The following is an 18,398-nucleotide window of genomic DNA, read 5'->3' on the forward strand; positions in this document are numbered from 1 at the left end:
GTCGGTCACCTACCGCGGCGGTCGTCGAGGGCGGGCCGCAAGGTTCCTGTGGCAAGTCCTCCGATGCCCGCGCGCATCACACCTTCGATGCTCGCACGCCGACGCCGCCAGGACGACTCGAGCTCGACAAGCCCCAGGAAGGCGGCGCCGCGGCGGCGTTGTTCGGTGAGCGGGATGCGCGGGACTCGGACCTGGTAGAGATCGAGAGGTCTCCCCTCGGCGGCCTCGAGCGCACCTCGCAGCACGCAGGCGAGGAACCAGGCGTCCAGCGTTTCCGGGTGGCCGCGGAGAAGGTGGATTCCGGGACCGAGCAGCACACCGTCCTGCGAACACACCCCGACCGCCGCGTCCGCTCCCATGACGACCGCGACGTCACCCGCGCGGACAGTGACGGCTCCGGGCGTGTCGGCCGAACCCCAGCGGGAAGGAGGCCGGTCGAGGCGAACGTCCTTCGCTGTCAGCAGCGCGACCGTGCCGCCACCTACCCCGACCGTCGGCGGCGACTGGTGGACCGACAACGCCGTGGCCCCGATCAGATCCTCGATGGCGACGGCACCCCGAGTCGTCGCGTCCGCGATCAGTTCGGGCGGTGTCACGAGCGGTTCTTCGAGCAAGGCGGACCGGAGTGCGGCGTAGTCGTCTCGACGGTCGGTCATTCTCGGCCCGCCATGTTCGACTCCCCCGGCGTGAGCGCACCGGCGGTCAGGCCGGTGGTCATGAGTTCTGTGACATGTTCGGCGACACTGAACGCCGTTCCAGCGGTGGTGCGCAGCAGAAAAAGCTGCCGGAAGACCGCCCCGTACTTCTGCTGTTCCGGCAGCGCCACGACGGGGACGCGAAGCCGCGAGGGGTCGAAGCGCACGGTCGATGTCCTTGTGGCGGAGACATTTTCGTCTCCGGTGAGGAACCCGGCCACGAACCACGGATCGAGCTGACTGCCGTCGAGGCGCAGGGCGTGGATGTGCGGGCCGAGGAGCGCACCCTGGTCCCGAGGACCGGCGACCCGCGCGGCGCGGGCGCCGCTGCGATCACTGCGTACGGCGGGGATCAGGACATCGCCGGCGCGGACCTGAATCTCTTCGGAGGGCCGCACGGATTCCATGGTTCCCGACGGCGGTGCGCCGGTGGCGACGTCGGGAGCCGTCAACACCGGCCGGGTATCCCCGGCCTCCGCGCGCTCGGCGCTTGCCGGTCGGGCCCGGATCCATTCCAGCTGACCGTGTGCGGCGAGATCGGCCACGGTCACGAACCGCCAGGCAGCGCCGCCCGCCTCGTACCATCCCGTGACTCGCGCGGCCATCGCGGTCAGCTCCGATGCCGCCGCACCGAGTGCGCTCAGAGCGTCACCGAGTTGGCCGGCGATCGCGCCGCCGTCCAGTGCGGACCGCACGTAGCGAGCGGGGGTGAGGTCCACCTCGTCATCGAGCACATCCACGAGCCGGACCACGGCGGCCACACCGGAGGTCTCGGCGCGATCCGGCTGACCGTCGTCGAACGCTCGCCACAGCGGGAGGACATCGGCGGCGAGGCGGTCCCAGTCGATCCGGTCCGCACCGACAGCGGGCAGCGCCGTGGTGTCGACGAACAGCAGCGCATCGGGCACATCGGCACCGGGCGCGGGTCGCCGCACGATCCAGATCTGCAAGCCGACATGCCAAGGCAGAGCCGCTCCGGGTGGCAGACCGATTACGGCGCGCAACGCGCCGGTCCGGGCGAGGTTGGCCCGGATCTTGCGCCCCCCGGCACGGGTGGCGACCGCCGGCGGTAGCAGCAGCACGGCGTCCGCACCGGGACGCAGATGGGCGACGGCATGCTGGACCCAGGCCAGTTCGGGTTCGCCCCGCGGCGGTAGGCCGTAGTCCCAGCGACTGTCGAGGGCGAGTTCGCTCGAGCCCCAATCTCGTTGCCCATAAGGCGGATTGCACAACACCGCATCGAATTGCCGCCGGTCGAAGGCATCGGCCGGCAGGCTGTCGCCCTGCCGGATCTCGGTGGTGAGCGCGGGATGGGCGGTGAGCATCAGACGGGTACGTTCGACCTGCACCGGCACGAGATCCTGCCCGCACACCTGCGATGCGCCCGCCTCGACAGCAGCGAGCAGTAGCGATCCGCTTCCGCAGGCGGGGTCGAGCACCTGCGATCCCGGCCCGACCGCCGACAGTTTCGTCATCAGGTCGGCGACGTCCGGCGGGGTCGCGTACACGCCCGTAGCGGCGGATCCTTCCATCGCTCGTTCGGCGAGGGTGTCGAAAGCGATGCGCGCACCTTCCGTCGCGACCGTCCGCGTCACCGACCGCGCGACCGCTGCCGCGAACTCCGCGTCGGTGGTGTCCGAGACCGAGGCCTCCCAGCCGTCGCCGGTGCGGCGCAGGGCTCCCATCACCTCGGCGACGACCTTGGGCTCGCGGGATCTGACGAGGGTCCGCAGGTCGGTGGCCGACGACTCCGACACCTGGATTCCGTGCTCGGCCAGCCATTCCCGCACCTGGTGCAGGTCGAAGAGCGGACGGGCGTCGGTTCCGGCGACGGCCCCGGGGAAGTCGTCGTACCGCCGCCGCCAGTTGCTGACCGTCGCCCTGGTGACGCCCGCGAGCCGTGAGATCTCGGACGCGCTGATCTGCGACATGCCCTCTCCTCTCCTGTCGCCCGAGGCCACCCTGACCCAGACGTGAACAAAAAGCAATTGCCAATTCGTTTGACATTGCTTTCGCAGATTTCTACAGTCTTACATCACCGATCCCGGCCGACGCTCGAAACCAACGCCACATCGAGGAGTCCCCATGAACACCGAACCCGAAGGACCGCTCGACCTGTGGAAGTCGGCGCCCGTACCGCCCGCGGTTCCCACCGCCCCCTCCGATCGGCACCCGCTGCAGGCGCGGCCCACGCCGCCGCCCGCGCCGGTCGCGGAACCACGGAACCTCTACCCCCACCCGCAGCCCCCGGTGCCCCCGCAGTACGCGCAGCCCGTGGCGGGACCGCAGTACCCGCCGCAGTACCCGCCGCAGTACGCGCCGCCGTATCCGCCGCAGCCGACCGCATATCCGTTGATGAACGTCGTGCAGAACAACGTGGGATACGGCGGCCCGGTCGTGCGGCGCGCCTTCCCGCACGGACTGCACCTGGTCCTCTCGCTCATCACCTGCGGCCTGTGGCTGCCGATCTGGCTCATCCATTACCTCGTGGCCGGCAACCGCTGAAAGCATCGAAGGATCACTCGATGGTCGCGAAACAGAATCCCGGCGTGCGCCGATCCACACCATGGCCCCGCGCCGGATTCCTCGCCCGGATCGGCGAATCATCCGACGTGTTGCGGGGGCAGGCTAATGTTTGCAGCTACGGGTGGGCACGGCGGTCGTGACCGCCCGTGGTGAATTTTTCGCACCGATGGTGCGGAGATCGCACCGTCTGTCGCACGCGCGGGGGGCGGGTGGTCGACGCGACGACGAGAACAGGACTGCGCAGCGTATGGACGAGGGTCGGTGGACGACGGTCACCGAGTCGAGTTTCGAGCACGAGCGCCGGGGGCTGGAAGCGATCCGGAAGCAGTTGCCGAACGCCGACCCATGGTTCGCCTGGTCGAATTTCACCTTCACCGCGCGCACCGGCCATGTGCGCGAGGTCGATCTGCTGGTGGTCGCCCCGAACGGCGTCCTCATGATCGAACTCAAGGACTGGAGTGGCAGGCTCTCCGGTGAGGGCGGCGACTGGGTGCAGACCACCACTCGCGGTGAGCGTCGCTTCCATCGCAATCCGCTGCATCTGGTGAACCAGAAGAGCAAGGAACTCGCGGGTCTGCTCGGCGACGCCAGCGCGCGCGTCTTCCTGAGTGCGGCGGTGTGCCTGACGAACCCGGATCTGCGATTCGACCTCCCGGTCGGTGACCGCGCGAACACCCACACGATCCGGGAGCTGCTGGAGCGGCTGAACGCGCCGGTGCGCGATGCCCGGCACACGATCAGCACCCAACGGGCGCGGGCGATCAAGAAGGCGCTCGAACAGGTCGGCATCCGGCGCAGTGGCGCGGAGTTCACCGTCGGCCCCTATCTGCTGGAACGCAAGCCCATGGATGCCGGACCGTCCTGGCAGGATTATCTGGCGACCCATACCGAACTGCGTGAACGGGCGCGTGTACGCATCTACCTGCGCGAACGCGGCACCGACGAGGAGGCCCGCACATCGGTGGACGCGGCCGCGCGCCGCGAAGCCGCGGTACTGCGCAGATTCCGCCATCCCGGCGCGGTGCAGTTGGAGATGTTCGACCCGTCCGGTCACACGGCGGGTCCGGCGCTGATCTTCCGCTACCACCCCGAGACCCTGCACCTCGACGACTATCTGACCCGCCACGGTGATGCACTCGATATCGAAGATCGTGTCGCGCTCGTCCGCCAGCTTGCGGAGGCCCTGCGCTCGGCGCATTCCGGACGTCTCTATCACCGGGCGCTGGCCGCCCGTTCGATCCATGTGATTCCGCGTCCCGGCACGAGCGAAGCGCAACGGTGGCGCGCTCCGCGCCTGCAGATCTCCGATTGGCAGGTGGCGACCCAGCGGTCGGGCGGCACGGCGGCGACGATGACCCGGCACGCCCCGACACTGCTGTCCGCCCAGCACCTGTCCGCCGGCTCGGACGCCTATCTCGCACCGGAAGTGTCGGCCGCCGCACCCGATCCGGTCGCCATGGATGTGTTCGGCCTGGGCATGCTCACCTATCTGCTGGTCACCGGCAAGGCGCCGGCCACCTCGCACGCGGAACTGCTGGCCCGCCTGGAAGCCGACGACGATCTCCGCCCCAGCGCACTGGTCGACAATCTGCCCGACGATGTCGATCTGCTGGTGGCGGCGGCGACCGATTACCGCCCGTCCAGGCGACTGCCCTCCATGGACGACTTCCTGGAACTGCTCGACGACGTCGAGAAGGCCCTGACCACCCCCGACGAGGAAGAAGCCCCCGCCGACGACAAGGACCCGCTCGAGGCTGTCCGCGGCGATGTGCTCGGCGCTCGCTGGCTGGTGCGCCGCCGCCTCGGCACCGGTTCCACGAGCCGCGCGCTGCTGGTGCGCGATCTGCACGCCGACCCGGCCAAACGCGGCGCTCGCACCTATGTGGTGTTGAAGGTGGCACTGTCCGAAGACCGGTCGGAACTGCTCGAACGCGAGGCAGCTGTCCTGCGCGGTCTGCGGCGGCACTCGGGTGTGATCGATCTGGTCGATCCCGGTGTGCTCAGCCTCGGTGGCCGCACCACCCTCGTCCTCGAGTACGTGGGCGACGAACAGGGCCTCGACAGCGACACGAACAACCGCACCGAGGAGACCGTGGCCCGCGAGCTGCGCGACAACGGCCGCCTGCGGGTAGGACGCCTGGAAACCTATAGTGACTACCTGTTCGCCGCCGTCGATTTCCTCGAGGGCGAGGGCGTCTGGCACCGCGATCTGAAGCCGGACAATATCGCGATCCGGGTGCGCCCCAACCGCACTCGCGAACTGGTGCTCATCGACTTCTCGCTGGCCGGCTATTCGGTGCAGAACACCGAGGCGGGCACCGACGGCTATCTGGACCCGTTCATCGGCACCTTGACCCGCAGCGTCTACGACGCCGCCGCCGAGCGCTACGCCCTGGCGGTGACCCTGCACGAGATGGCCTCCGGTGAGCTGCCGCGCTGGGGTGACGGCAGTGTGCTGCCCCGCCAGCTCGACGCCGCCGAGTTCCCGTATCCGACGGTGGCCGCCGACGCCTTCGATCCCTCGGTGCGCGACGGCCTGATCGCCTTCTTCCGCACAGCGCTGCATCGTGATGTGGCGCAACGGTTCCCGGATCTCAAGCCGATGCGCGACGCCTGGCGCAAAATCTTCCTCGACATGTCGCGTTCGGTGCCGGCGCGTCCGCTGAGCAGCCATCCCGAACCGGCGGCCGATGTCGATGTGGTCACGCCGGAAGAGCAGCGCAGGCGCATCGCCGAAGAAGCCACCCTCGAGACGCACCTCTCGCAAGCCGGTCTGACCACCGCCACCGAACAGTTCCTCTACGGCCTCGGTGTGAACACGGTCGCCGAATTCCTGGAACACGGCCGCGGCAAGCTCATCAACGCGCCCGGCCTGGGCGTGAAAGCCCGCCGGGAGATCCAGGACCGGCTGCGGGAGTGGGGCCGCCGCCTCGGCAAGGACGAACCCGCCCCGCTGGCCCCGGCGGCACGTAAGGAGGCCAAGGCCGAACTCGCCGCCGCCGAAGCCGATCTCGGCACGGGCCTGCTGCGCACCCTGAGCCTGGACACCCTGGCGACCCGTTTCGTGCCCGAACGCACCAAGACCAACGGCAACAAGGTCGACGCGGTGGCGCGGGTGCTGCGCATTCCCGGCGCGGGTGATCTGCCGGAACTGGATGCCTGGCCGACGCAGACGGCGGTGGCCGAAACTCTGGATCTCACTCCCGCCCGGATAGCGCAACTGCTGAGAGCGCAACGGCAGCAGTGGAAGAAGGATCCGGCGGTGCAGGCGCTGCGCGAGCAGGTCCTGGAACTGCTGGAGGGTTTCGGCCGGGTCGCGTCGGCCACCGAACTCGCCGACGCCTTGATCGCCCGGCGCGGCACCCGCCTGCACGAGCGCGCCCAGCGCCGCGCCCTCGGTCTGGCGGCCGTGCGCGTGGTCGTGGAGGTCGAGCAGCTCGCCCCGGACGAGGCGGCGTTCCTCGCCGTGCAGAAGCGCGAATCCGGTGCCGACCCGGTGGTGGTGCTGGCCCTGGAGGTGAACGAGGACACCGCTCCCGACACCCCCGGCGGTCACGCACTGGCGGATTACGCACTGCGCCTGGGCCGGACCGCGGACCTGCTGGCCGCTCAGGAAACCCTGCCGACCGCCGGAACCGTGCTCGAACGGCTCGGCGCGCTCACCCCGCCCCCGGGCGCGCTCACCCTGGACGAGCGCCGTCTCGTGCAGGTGGCCGTCGCCGCGTCCCGCCACGCCGCCGTGACGCCCCGGCTCGAGATCTACCCGCGTGACCTCCCGCTCGTGCGCGCCGTGCGGCTCACCCAGGCCGGCCTGCTCACCCTCACCCCCGACCTGCCGTTGAACCAGCAGCCCGGCCTGCGCGCCGAGCGCGTGTTCGAACGCATCCTCGCCCGCTTCCCGGAACTGGAGATCGCGGGCAGCGACCGCGATATCCCCACCCCGGAACTCACCCGGGCATTGCGCGAGGCCGGTTTCGACCTCCTCGTCGCCACCCACGCCGAGACCCGCGTGCAGCGCTACCTGCCCGAGCACGCCGACCAGCAATCCAGCCTCACCGCGCCCTCCCGCCACTGGTCGACGGTGGTCAGCACCCACGCGGCAGGCCGCTATTCCGACGACCCGAATGTCGCCAAGGTCGCCCGTGCCGAGGAATTGCTGACCGGCGCCGCCGTGCGCGACGGTTTCCGGGTGCTCACCGCCCCCACCCACCCCACCACAGCCACCGGTGAAGCCGTTCGCGAACTGCGGGAACGTTTCTCGGCGCGCCCGGTGTCGGCGACGTCGCTGTTCCTGGCGAACATGCACGATCTGGTTCCCCCGGGCACCAAACCCACATGGGAAACGATCCTGCGCGCCGACATCGCCGAACCGGGTTCACGCGCGGCCCTGAAGTTCCAGGAGTACGCCCGTACCGCATGGGGCCGCCTCGAAGCCGAGATCGCCGACATGATCGCCGGTGACGGCCCTCTGCTGCTCACCGACACCGTCGTCTTCGCCCGCTACAACGCCATGGGGGTGCTGAGCCGCCTGGCCGAGCATGCCCGCCGCGGCAAGGGCGGCCTGTGGTTGCTGTGCCCGCAGTCCGATCCGCTGCGCCAACCGCACCTGGGTGCGGAGGCCGTGCCCTACCAGTCCGCTCTCAACGAGTGGATTTCCCTGCCCGAAGCCTGGATTCGCACCGTCCACCGCGCCAGCCCCACGACCGACACAGGAGTTACCGCATGATCGACCGTGCCGCATTGCTCGCCGACCTGAAGAAGCAGGTCACCGCGGTAGAGGCCGATCTGAACAAGCAGTTGCGCGCCCTGCCCGAGGTGAAGGCCCGCCTGCACGACGAATGGGCCCAGGCCAAGAAACTGCAGCGCACCGCCGCCACCGAGAACTCCTGGCTCGACGAACGCATCACCCAGGTCGCCGTCGCCTGGGTCCTCGGCACCGTCTTCGTACGCTTCTGCGAAGACAACCACCTCATCGCCGACCCCTACCTCACCGGCCCCACCGACGACCGCCGCGAACTCGCCCAGGCCCGCTACGACGAGTACGTCGACTCCGACATCGACCCCACCTACCGTGGCTGGCTCCAGTACGCCTTCGTCGAACTCGGCGCCGGCCAAGCGGGCAAACTCCTCTTCGACCCCAACCACAACGCCCTCTACCAAATCCCCCTTTCCCACGATGGCGCCCGCGAACTCATCGAATTCTGGCGCACCCGCGACGAACACGGCACCCTCGTCCACGACTTCACCGACCCCCTCGACGACGACGGCATCACCGGCTGGGACACCCGCTTCCTCGGCGACCTCTACCAAGACCTCTCCGAAGACATCCGCAAGAACTACGCCCTGCTCCAAACCCCGGAATTCGTCGAAGAATTCATCCTCGATCGCACCCTCGAACCCGCCATCCGCGAATTCGGCTACGCCGACATCAAGCTCATCGACCCCACCTGCGGGTCAGGGCACTTCGTCCTCGGTGCGTTCCGACGGCTGACGCGGCGGTGGGCCGACGACCACCCCACCAAGGACCGGCACGAACGGGTCCGCGCCGCACTCGACTCCGTACATGGGGTCGACATCAACCCGTTCGCCATCGCCATCGCCCGCTTCCGGCTCCTCGTCGCCGCCATGGCCGCCGCCAATGTGCGAACACTCGCGCAGGCGGCACGGTATGAATGGCCGATCAAGCTGGCGGTCGGGGACTCGCTCATCAAGGCGCGGCAGTTGGAGTTGACCTTCGATGGGGATCAGCATGATCCGCTGGCGGAGCACTCGTATGCGACCGAGGATGTGCACGAGTATCCGGGGATTCTGGAGCCGGGGCGGTATCACGTCGTGGTGGGGAATCCGCCGTACATCACGGTCAAGGACAAGAACCTCAACGAGATCTATCGAGGGCTGTACAAGGCGTGCTCCGGGAAGTACGCACTGTCGGTCCCGTTCGCACAGCGGTTCTTCGAGCTCGCAAAGCTCGGAGATGCCGACGGGCACGGGTTCGGACGGGTCGGACAGATCACGGCCAACTCATTCATGAAGCGGGAGTTCGGTAGCAAGCTCATCGAGGAATTCTTTGCACACTCGGTGGAGCTGACCGAGGTGATCGACACGTCAGGTGCCTATATTCCCGGTCACGGCACGCCCACAGTCATCCTTGTCGGCACACGACGCTCGGGCAGGAGCCGCGCATCAACAATCCGGACCGTCCGGAGTGTGCAAGGCGAGCCGAAGGCACCGCCCGTCCCCGAAGAAGGGCTTGTATGGCGTTCCATAGTTGGGCAGATCGACAGCACCCCGAGCGTTAGCCAATGGGTCTCAGTCGAAGACCTCGATCGCGAGCGGTACTTCAGCAAGCAGCCATGGGTTCTTCTCGACGGCGGTCGCGAAATGATCGAACAGATTGAACAAGTCGCGACCACATCGCTGCGCACATCCATATCCCGCATCGGATTCTACGGAGTAATGGGCTCCGACGATGCGATGACGGCGGAGCGAAGGGTTTTCGATCGAATTAACGGCGAGGAGACGTATCGTCGACGACTGGTGGTCGGCGATGAGGTTCGCGATTTCACCTTCGCCGAAGGTGACTACGCATTTCACCCGTACGATTCAAAGCGCAGCCTCCAAACACTTGATCACTATCCTGCGCTGGCGAAGTACCTGTGGCCCTCCCGCACCGAACTCGGAAACCGAGCGACTTTCTCTCGCGGCACGTACTTCACAGACGGTCGGCCCTGGTATGAGTGGCATCAGATTCCGAAGGATATTGGGGCAAGCACATGGTCCATTCCCTTTGCCTTCGTGGCGACCCACAACCATTTCGTGCTGGACCGGGGCGGGAAGGTGTTCAAACAGTCCGCGCCGGTGATCAAGTTGCCGGAGGGGGCGAGCGAGGAGGAGCATCTGCGGCTGCTCGGGCTGCTCAACAGCTCCACCGCCTGCTTCTGGCTCAAGATGGTGAGCCACAACAAGGGCAGCACTGTCGATTCGAAGGGCGCACGCCAGTCACGGGTACCCTTCGATGACTTCTACGAATTCACGGGCACCAAACTTGAGCAGTTTCCGCTGCCCAGTCGATACCCCACCGAGTTGGCAACCAGAATAGATGAACTATCGCAGCAAGCCACAGCGGCATCGCCAGCTACGCTCAGGGCTGGCAATACTCCAACTGCTTTGACGCTCCGCGACTGCCAGAAGGACTGGCAGACCATCCGCGCACAAATGATCACTGCTCAGGAGGAGCTTGACTGGCAGGTCTACTCGATCTACGGACTGCTCCCCGGCGACGAACTCAGCGGTGGACACGAAACCCCAGAAATCGTCTTCGGCGAACGCGCATTCGAGATCGTTTTGGCTCGCCGGGTTGTCGAGGGCGAAGCACCCGACGACTGGTTCACTCGCCATAACGCCGAACCTATTACTGAAATCCCTAGCCACTGGCCGGACTCCTACAAGCAGGTCGTCCAGCGACGTATCGAAGCTATCGAGTCCAATCGCGCCATCGGCATGATCGAGCGCCCCGAGTACAAGCGCCGCTGGGCCACCGAGGGCTGGGATGCCATGCAGGAGAAGGCCCTCCGCTCCTGGCTCCTCGACCGGATGGAATCCCGCGACATCTGGTTCGACGACAACTCCCAACCCCAGATCCTCACCCTGTCCCGCCTCACCGACCGCCTCGCCGCCGACGCCGATTTCGTCTCGGTGGCCGCCCTCTACGCCCCCCACACCGACCTGGCGAAAGTGGTCGCCGACCTCATCACAGACGAACACGTCCCCTTCCTCGCCGCCCTCCGCTACAAGCCCTCCGGCTTGAAGAAGCGCGCCGACTGGGAACACGTGTGGGACATGCAGCGTCAGGAAGACGCCATACCCGACGGCCACGAGAAGAACACCTTCCGCGACTCCATCCCGGTGCCGCCGAAGTACAACTCCGCCGACTTCCTGCGCACCTCGTTCTGGCAGGCGCGCGGCAAACTTGATGTGCCCAAGGAACGGTTCATCTCCTACGGCGCCGCGAACGTCGCCACCCCCGGCCTCTACGGCTGGGCCGGGTGGGATCACCGCGAGCAGGCGATGGCGATCGCCATCCATCTGGCCGAACACAGTCTCTCGACTGAGGAGATCACCCCGTTCCTGGCGGGGCTGCTGGAGTTGCAGCCATGGCTGGATCAGTGGCACAACGAGGTCGACCCGAATTTCGGTATCGCACCGTCGACCTTCCTCGCCGGTGATCGCCGCGACCGGCAGGACGAGCACGGACTCACCGACGAGGCGCTGCGTGAGTGGCGACCCCAGCCCGCCGCACGGGGTCGGCGCACCACCACGCGCACGACGAAGAAGAAGGCCGCTGTGGCGGAGGAGAACAACTGATGGATCAGCCCCCACTCCTGCGCGACCTCATCGACATCAAGGAGCATGTCGCCGGGTCGGACTATGTGCTCACTCTCGCCGACGCGGTCACCGAGGCCGGGTCGACGAAAGCGGTGCAGGACTATGTGCTCACCGACCGGCTGCTGGAGAATTTCGATCAGGCGCTCGCGCTGATCAAGTCGGCGCTGGACGGGAACACCTCGAAGCCGGCGTTCCTGCACGGCTCGTTCGGTGCCGGTAAATCGCATTTCATGGCGGTGTTGTACGCGCTGCTGTCCGGGAACCCGGCGGCACGGGCGCGCACCGAGTTCGATTCGCTGATCACCGCGCACGAGTGGCTGCTGTCGGACGGCAAGAAATTCCTGATGGTGCCGTATCACATGATCGACGCCAAGGCGATGGAGCAGCGGGTGCTCGGCGGCTACGTCGATTTCGTGCGCGCGAAGCATCCCGAGGCGCCGATTCCGCCGGTGTATCGCACCGACGCGCTGTTCACCGACCTGTGGGCGCTGCGCGAATCCATGGGTGAGCAGCGGTTCCTGGAGATCCTCAACAAGGGGCAGACTGGTGACGAGGACGACGAATGGGGTGAGACCGCCGCGTTCTGGACCACCGAGAAGGTCGACACCGCGTTGTCCGCCTCGGAATCGCACGACGGCGGCGCGCTCAACCTGGTGCACCCCAGCACCCCGCCGGAACTGCGCGCCAAACTCGTCAACGACGCGGGCACCCACCTGCTGCCCGGCTTCGCCGCCCGCGCCGCCGAGGACGAGAGCGGATTCATCTCCCTCGACGCCGGGCTGAGTGTCATTGCCGCGCACGCGAAATCGCTCGGCTACGACGGCATCATCCTGTTCCTCGACGAGCTGATCCTGTGGCTGGCCAGCCTCATCCACGACGAGAAGCGGGTGGCTCGTGAAGCCAGCAAGATCACCAACTTCCGTGAAGGCGGTGACGCGCGGCGCGCGATTCCGATCGTGTCGTTCATCGCCCGCCAGCGCGACCTGCGCGAACTCGTCGGCGAGGAACTCGCGGGCGCGGCGGAATCGGCGATCCAGGATGCGCTCAACCACGCCTCGGGCCGCTTCGACCTGATCAGTCTCGAGGACCGCAATCTGCCGCAGATCGCGCACGCGCGCCTGCTGAAGCCGCGCGACGCCGAGGCCGCGGCGGCCATCGATGCCGCGTTCGAGAAGACCAAGCGGCTCGGGCCGAAGGTGTGGGACACCCTGCTCGGTTCCGACGAGAGCACCACCGGCGCCGACGAGGCGTCCTTCCGGTTGAGCTACCCGTTCTCCCCCGCCTTCCTCGACACCCTCGTCCACATCTCGGCGGCATTGCAGCGCTCGCGCACCGGCCTCAAACTCATGGGGCAGTTGCTCGCCGACCACCGCGACGACCTGCGTCTCGGTGACCTGGTGCCGCTGGGTGACCTGTATTCCCAGCTCACCCGTGGCGGTGACCGGCCTTTCGTCGCCGACAAGAAGGTGCTGTTCGACGCCGCCGACAAGCTCTACAAGACCCGGCTGCGCCCCTACCTGCTCAGCACCTGCGAGGTCACCGAAGACGACGTCGACACCTACCTGCACAGGCGCGACACCATCACCGACCCCAAGCTCGCGGGCAACTGCAAGAAGTTCGTCGGCCAGAACCGGCTCGCCTGCACGGTGCTGCTCGCGGCCCTGGCCCCGAGCGTTCCGGCGCTGCGCGACTTGACCATTCGCCGGCTCGGCGCGCTCAACCACGGCTCGATCACCACCATGATTCCCGGCCGGGAAGAGGGCGTGATCAAGGATATGGTCGGCGAGTGGGCCGCCCGGTTCCCGGAGATCAAACTCACCGGCACCGACGCCAATCCGGGTGTGCGGCTGGAACTCTCGGGTGTCGATGTGGAATCGGTGCTCGCCAACGCGCAGGTCAACGACAATCCGGCCAATCGGCTCGCGCTGGCCCGCGATCTACTCGCCGAGGAATTCGGGCTCGACCGCGCCAACGGCCGCTTCGACGCCGACGAACTGCGTTTCGTGTGGCGCGGCTCGAACCGCGTCGCCGAGGTGGTGTTCGGCAATGTCAGCGACGAGGACGCGCTGCCCAACCACGATCTGCAACCGGCCATCGAGGGCCGCTGGCGCATCGTCATCGACCTGCCCTACGACGAGGGCATTCTCGGCCCGGTCGAGGACGCCGACCGCATCCGCCGGTTGAAGGAGGAGCAGGGCGGCAATCATCCCCGCACGGTGGCGTGGCTGCCCTCGCACCTGACCAAACCGCGCTGGGAGGATTTCCGCCGCCTGCTGGTGGTCACCAAGGCACTCGCCGACCAGGCCCGGTTCGACACCCAGTACGCCCAGCACCTCAACCCCGACAATCGGGCCAGCGCGAAACAGTTGCTCGAATCCCAGCGCGAGACCCTGCGCAAGCGGGTGCTGGCGACCTTCAAACAGGCCTACGGCCTGGCCGAACGCAAGCCCGACGATGTCACCAACGAACTCGACCAGCTGTTCTATCCGCTGCCCGACATCGACGGCCTCACCGTCTCCATCGGGCAGTCGATGCACGACGCCATCCGAGGGCTCGCGGGCAAGCTGCTCGCCCACCAGTACCCGGAACACCCGAATCTCGATCCGGACAACACCGGTACGGCGGTCAAACCCGCCGACGCGAAAGCCGTGCTGGCCCAGGTGAAGGGGGCCGCCGAAGCGCGCGACAACCGCGTGGAGGTACCCGCGAAGGACCGTGCTCTCATGCGCCGCATCGCCGAACCGCTCGGCCTCGGGCAGCAGAAGGAAGCCTATTTCGAGCTGTCGAAGCGCTGGGCCGACCACTTCCGCAAATCGGCCCAGAACGCCGGAGAGACCGGCGACCTGTCGGTGATCTCGCTGGGCGACTGGATCGACCTGCCGCAGCCGCGTGGACTGGAAGCCCACGTCGCGAACCTGGTGATCGCCTCGTTCGCCGAAATGGACGACCGGATCTGGGTGCGCGGCGGCGTGCCCATCGACCCACCGGACCTCGCCAGGATCGCGCATGGTGACGCCCTGCGCACCCAGCCGCTGCCCAGCGAAGCGGACTGGGATGCCGCGCGCAACCGGTTCGAGGTGATCTTCGGCGACAAGCCGCCCACCCTGCGACGTGGTGGTCCGGTGCAGTCGTTCGCCCGGCAGATCGGCACGGTTGCCGCGAAGTACCAAGACACGGCGGCCCGGCTGGTCGAACAGTTGGAGAAGCACGCCGAGTTCCTCCAGCTCGACGACAGCGCCCCCGGTGAACGGCTCGCGCTGGCGCGCCGATCGCTGGAACTGCTGTCGGTGCTCACCTCCGGAGGTGGCGGGTCGGCCGGTGCGAAGAAGACGGTCGAAGCACTCGCCGGATTCGACCTCGGCGACGTCAGCGCCGACCGGCTGGCCACCTCGATCAAGTCGGCCGACAAGGTGATTGCCGCGCTCACCCACGCCGCGTGGCACAACCTCGAACAGGCGAAGCTCCTCGGCCCCGAAGGCGCGACCCTGCTGGACTCGTTGCGCAGCACCGCCCGCGCCGACCAGCGCTCCGGGGATCTCGCCGAGGCGTTGCGTGTCACCGATGCCAAGATCACCGCGCTGACGAGCAGGAGACTTCGCGAGGAAGCCGAGCGGCGGGCTCGGGAAGAGGCTGAGCGGCGCGCCAGCGCGGAGGCCGAACGCAACGCCCACGAGGATGACGACCGGTCGACGGTGACACCGGCACAGCGGGTGGCGGATCGGTCCACCGCCTCGGGTGGCCGGGCCGATGATGTCGACCTCGGGACCCCCACCAGCAATCCGCCGCTGGACGGCACCACGCCGGGCCCCAAGGCCACCTCGGGCATCTACACCACCACCGCCGGGGAATCGATCGCGAAGCTCCGCGCCGAACTGGCCGCGCTGGAACCCGGTGTCACCGTCGAGGTCACCTGGAAAGTGGTCCGATGACCGGTGCCACCGCCGCCACCGCGCTGCGCCTGTCACGAACGACCGTCGCCCAGTACCTCGCCGCGCACAAACGGCTGGCCGAAGCGCTCGGCACGCCCGGCGATCCGGAGACGCTGCTGCTGCGCGGCGAACCGGAATGGGAGGGCGAGGCCGTCCTGACGCTCGCCGACGGGCGGCGGGCGCGGGTATCGACCGCCGCCTCACCGCTCGCGGTGCACGAGACGGTGCTCACCCACGCGTTCGAGATCGACCCGGACCCGCGCGTACTGGTGGTGCTCACCGATGTCGAGGAACACGACCTCGATCCGGCCATCCTGGTGCGCACCCACCGGGGTCGCATCCACACCGTGGACCGGTGGGACATCGTGCGGGAAACCTTCGGCGCCATCGATCTCGATCCGCTGCTCAAGCGCGCGGGCTGGGCCTGTGAGGCACTGCTGGACGCCGGCGGAGCACAAGGGTGGCCGACCACGCTGGCAGGAGGGGTCCTGTCGCGGGTTCCCGCCCTCACCGCCTTGACCGTCCGGCGGCTGGGCATCGCCGGCGATGTGGACCGGATCGACCCGCTCGCGCTGCTCGACTGGTCTCAGCGGCCCGGCGGACCTGAACTGCTGCTCGACCTGCGCGCGCCCGAGCGCGACGGCATCGTCGAATTCCTCGGCGAGCAGGAACAAGCCGGGGCGACCGGCGCCGTGGTGACCACGCTGGCACGCACCGGGCACGGCTCCGAAGCCGTCGCCTACGGGCTGGTGTGCGCGGCGCTGTGGACGCACGCCGGTCGCGACAGCGCGGTGTATCAGGCGCGTGGTCGCGTCGAACGCTGGCTCGGTGATCACCCGCCCGCCGTCGGCGAACGCCTCGACCGCATGCTGGAGACCTTCGGCCGCATCTGCGAGGACTACCTGCGCGACCAACTGGTGAAGGCGCGTTCGGCCGCCGACCCGCACGACGAGACCGATGAATTCGCGCGCAACGCCCGCAAAGTCGCCGACACCGTTCTCGCCCGCGCCGACCTGCTCGTGCGCCAGTTCGGCGCGGGCATCGCCGCCCAACGCAGTCCCCTGCTCACCGCGGGTCTGGCAGCCCGCTTCACCGCCGCGGGCATCGCCCTCGGACGCGGCGTGATCGAGGAGATCGACACCGCCGTCACCGCCCTGCGCGCCCACGAACTCGCCGCCGACCACCGCGTGCGCGTCGGCCGGGTGCGCATGGCCCAGCGGCTCACCCGCTGGTTGCTCACCGAGCCCGATCCCACCTGCGCCAATGTCGCCGCCGCCCTCGACCGTCAGATGCGTGACACCGCCTGGGCCGACCGCGCCATCGACTACCTCGACGCGGGCGGTGACGACGACCCCGCCCTGCGCGTCGCCTTCGACACCATCGCCACCCGCGCTCGTGCCCTGCGCCGCGAGTTCGACCGTGAGTTCGCGAAAAACCTGGCGGTGTGGACCGAATCGGGGACCTCGCCGGGCACGATGCTCACCGTCGAGAGTTTCCTGCACCGGGTCGTCCGCCCGGTGGCCGCCGACCACCGGGTGCTGCTGGTGGTCGTCGACGGCATGAGCGCCGCCATCGCCACCCAGCTCGCCGGGGAACTGCGCGGCTCCTTCGGCGAATACGACCCCCTGCCCGGATCGGGTGAGCCCTACCGGCGCAGCATGGCCGCCGCCCTGCCCAGCCTCACCGCCGTCTCCCGCACCTCACTGTTCGCGGGCAAACTCATGAAGGGCGATCAGAAGACCGAACAGCGCCTCTTCCCGCAACACCCGTTCTGGGGCGGGAAACGCGCCGCGGTGTTCCACAAGAACGACCTGCGCAGCGGGCCCGGCGAACGCTTCGGAGCCGACCTCGGCGCGGCTCTGGCCGACCCCGACTGCCACGTCGCGGTCGTGCTCAACACCATCGACGACCGCCTGTCCAAAGAAGCCAAACTCGACGACGCCGACTGGCAGACCCGCGAGATCGGCGACCTGCGCGCACTGGTGTCGGTCGCCACCGCCCAGAACATGGTCGTGCTCATCACCAGCGACCACGGGCACGTCATCGACAGACACGGCGTGCCGGTCGAGGCGAGCACCGCCGAATCCGCCCGCCACCGTCTGCCCACCGGCGAATTCGACCGCCGCGCCGACACCGAGATCGCCCTGCGCGGCCCGCGCGTCGTCTGGCCCGAACCGGGCGCCTCGATCGTCGCCCTGTGGGACAACGACTCCCGCTACACCGCCCAGAAGGCGGGCTACCACGGCGGCGCGTCCCTGGCCGAGATCACCATCCCCGTGCTGGCCTTCCTGCCGTTCGTCGCCACTCCTCCCCCCGGCTGGCGCGAACTCGGCGAGCAGCGACCCGACTGGTGGCGCGACGACACCGACACACTGCCCCCGCAACCCACTCCCGCCGTCGAACGCAAGGCGCGCAACCGTGTCGCCAAGGCTGCCGAGAAATTCACCGACCAGATCACCCTCGACCTTCCCCTGCCCGTCGAGACCCCCGCATCCGCACCGACCGATGCCACCGACGACCTGGTCACCGGTCTGCTCGCCTCCGAAGTGTTCGCGACCCAGCTCGAACAACTGGCGCGCAGGCCGGGGACCGGCAAATTGGAGAAGGCGATCCGCGCACTGCTCAACGGGCCGCAATCGACCACCGCCCTCGCCCAGCGGGTCGGCGACCCCCCGACCCGCGCCGCCGGATTCGCCGCCATCCTCGGGCAATTGCTGAATGTGGACGGCGCCCAGGTGCTCGAGACGCTCGCGGACGGCCGGACCCTGCGCCTGCACGTGGGACTGCTGCGCACCCAATTCGGCCTGCGGTGACCGAGATTGCACCGCACGCACGTCTCGTGAAGTCGATCAGCACCGGTCCG

The 18,398-nt window shown here is 68.3% G+C and carries 7 protein-coding genes; 5 read left to right on the top strand and 2 right to left on the bottom strand.

Features of this window, described 5'->3' with window-relative positions; genetic code table 11:
• Nucleotides 1–5 precede the first annotated feature (5 nt).
• Both IU449_RS05540 and IU449_RS05545 read right to left on the bottom strand, forming a co-directional pair.
• Nucleotides 6–656, bottom strand: coding sequence for a hypothetical protein (locus tag IU449_RS05540; RefSeq protein ID WP_195000843.1), 651 nt, complete (start codon nt 654–656; stop codon nt 6–8).
• On the bottom strand, nt 653–2,626 hold the full coding sequence (locus tag IU449_RS05545) for an N-6 DNA methylase (RefSeq protein WP_195000844.1): 1,974 nt from the start codon (nt 2,624–2,626) through the stop codon (nt 653–655). The genes IU449_RS05540 and IU449_RS05545 overlap by 4 nt, the downstream gene beginning before the upstream one ends.
• A gap of 154 nt (nt 2,627–2,780) precedes the next feature.
• Here IU449_RS05545 and IU449_RS05550 point away from each other — a divergent pair, with 154 nt between their 5' ends.
• From IU449_RS05550 to pglZ, 5 genes are all read left to right on the top strand, one after another.
• The gene (locus tag IU449_RS05550) at nt 2,781–3,200 is read left to right on the top strand and encodes a hypothetical protein (RefSeq protein ID WP_195000845.1); all 420 of its coding nucleotides are present in this window, start codon (nt 2,781–2,783) and stop codon (nt 3,198–3,200) included.
• Between the two features lie 268 nt (nt 3,201–3,468).
• Nucleotides 3,469–7,947, top strand: coding sequence for a BREX system serine/threonine kinase PglW (pglW, locus tag IU449_RS05555; RefSeq protein ID WP_195000846.1), 4,479 nt, complete (start codon nt 3,469–3,471; stop codon nt 7,945–7,947).
• On the top strand, nt 7,944–11,585 hold the full coding sequence (pglX, locus tag IU449_RS05560; protein ID WP_195000847.1) for a BREX-2 system adenine-specific DNA-methyltransferase PglX: 3,642 nt from the start codon (nt 7,944–7,946) through the stop codon (nt 11,583–11,585). Before pglW ends, pglX begins: the two co-directional genes overlap by 4 nt.
• Nucleotides 11,585–15,535, top strand: a complete 3,951-nt coding sequence (gene pglY, locus IU449_RS05565) for a BREX-2 system ATPase PglY (RefSeq protein ID WP_195000848.1) — start codon at nt 11,585–11,587, stop codon at nt 15,533–15,535. Before pglX ends, pglY begins: the two co-directional genes overlap by 1 nt.
• On the top strand, nt 15,532–18,348 hold the full coding sequence (pglZ, locus tag IU449_RS05570; RefSeq protein WP_195000849.1) for a BREX-2 system phosphatase PglZ: 2,817 nt from the start codon (nt 15,532–15,534) through the stop codon (nt 18,346–18,348). Before pglY ends, pglZ begins: the two co-directional genes overlap by 4 nt.
• Nucleotides 18,349–18,398 lie beyond the last annotated feature (50 nt).

This window comes from Nocardia higoensis (genome assembly GCF_015477835.1).
GTDB lineage: Bacteria > Actinomycetota > Actinomycetes > Mycobacteriales > Mycobacteriaceae > Nocardia > Nocardia higoensis_A.

Excerpts from the sequence above, each read along its gene's own strand:
- IU449_RS05540 (WP_195000843.1), bottom strand. The coding sequence starts at position 656 with ATGACCGACCGTCGAGACGACTACGCCGCACTCCGGTCCGCCTTGCTC.
- pglY (WP_195000848.1), top strand. The coding sequence starts at position 11,585 with ATGGATCAGCCCCCACTCCTGCGCGACCTCATCGACATCAAGGAGCAT.
- IU449_RS05550 (WP_195000845.1), top strand. The coding sequence starts at position 2,781 with ATGAACACCGAACCCGAAGGACCGCTCGACCTGTGGAAGTCGGCGCCC.
- IU449_RS05545 (WP_195000844.1), bottom strand. The coding sequence starts at position 2,626 with ATGTCGCAGATCAGCGCGTCCGAGATCTCACGGCTCGCGGGCGTCACC.
- pglX (WP_195000847.1), top strand. The coding sequence starts at position 7,944 with ATGATCGACCGTGCCGCATTGCTCGCCGACCTGAAGAAGCAGGTCACC.
- pglZ (WP_195000849.1), top strand. The coding sequence starts at position 15,532 with ATGACCGGTGCCACCGCCGCCACCGCGCTGCGCCTGTCACGAACGACC.
- pglW (WP_195000846.1), top strand. The coding sequence starts at position 3,469 with ATGGACGAGGGTCGGTGGACGACGGTCACCGAGTCGAGTTTCGAGCAC.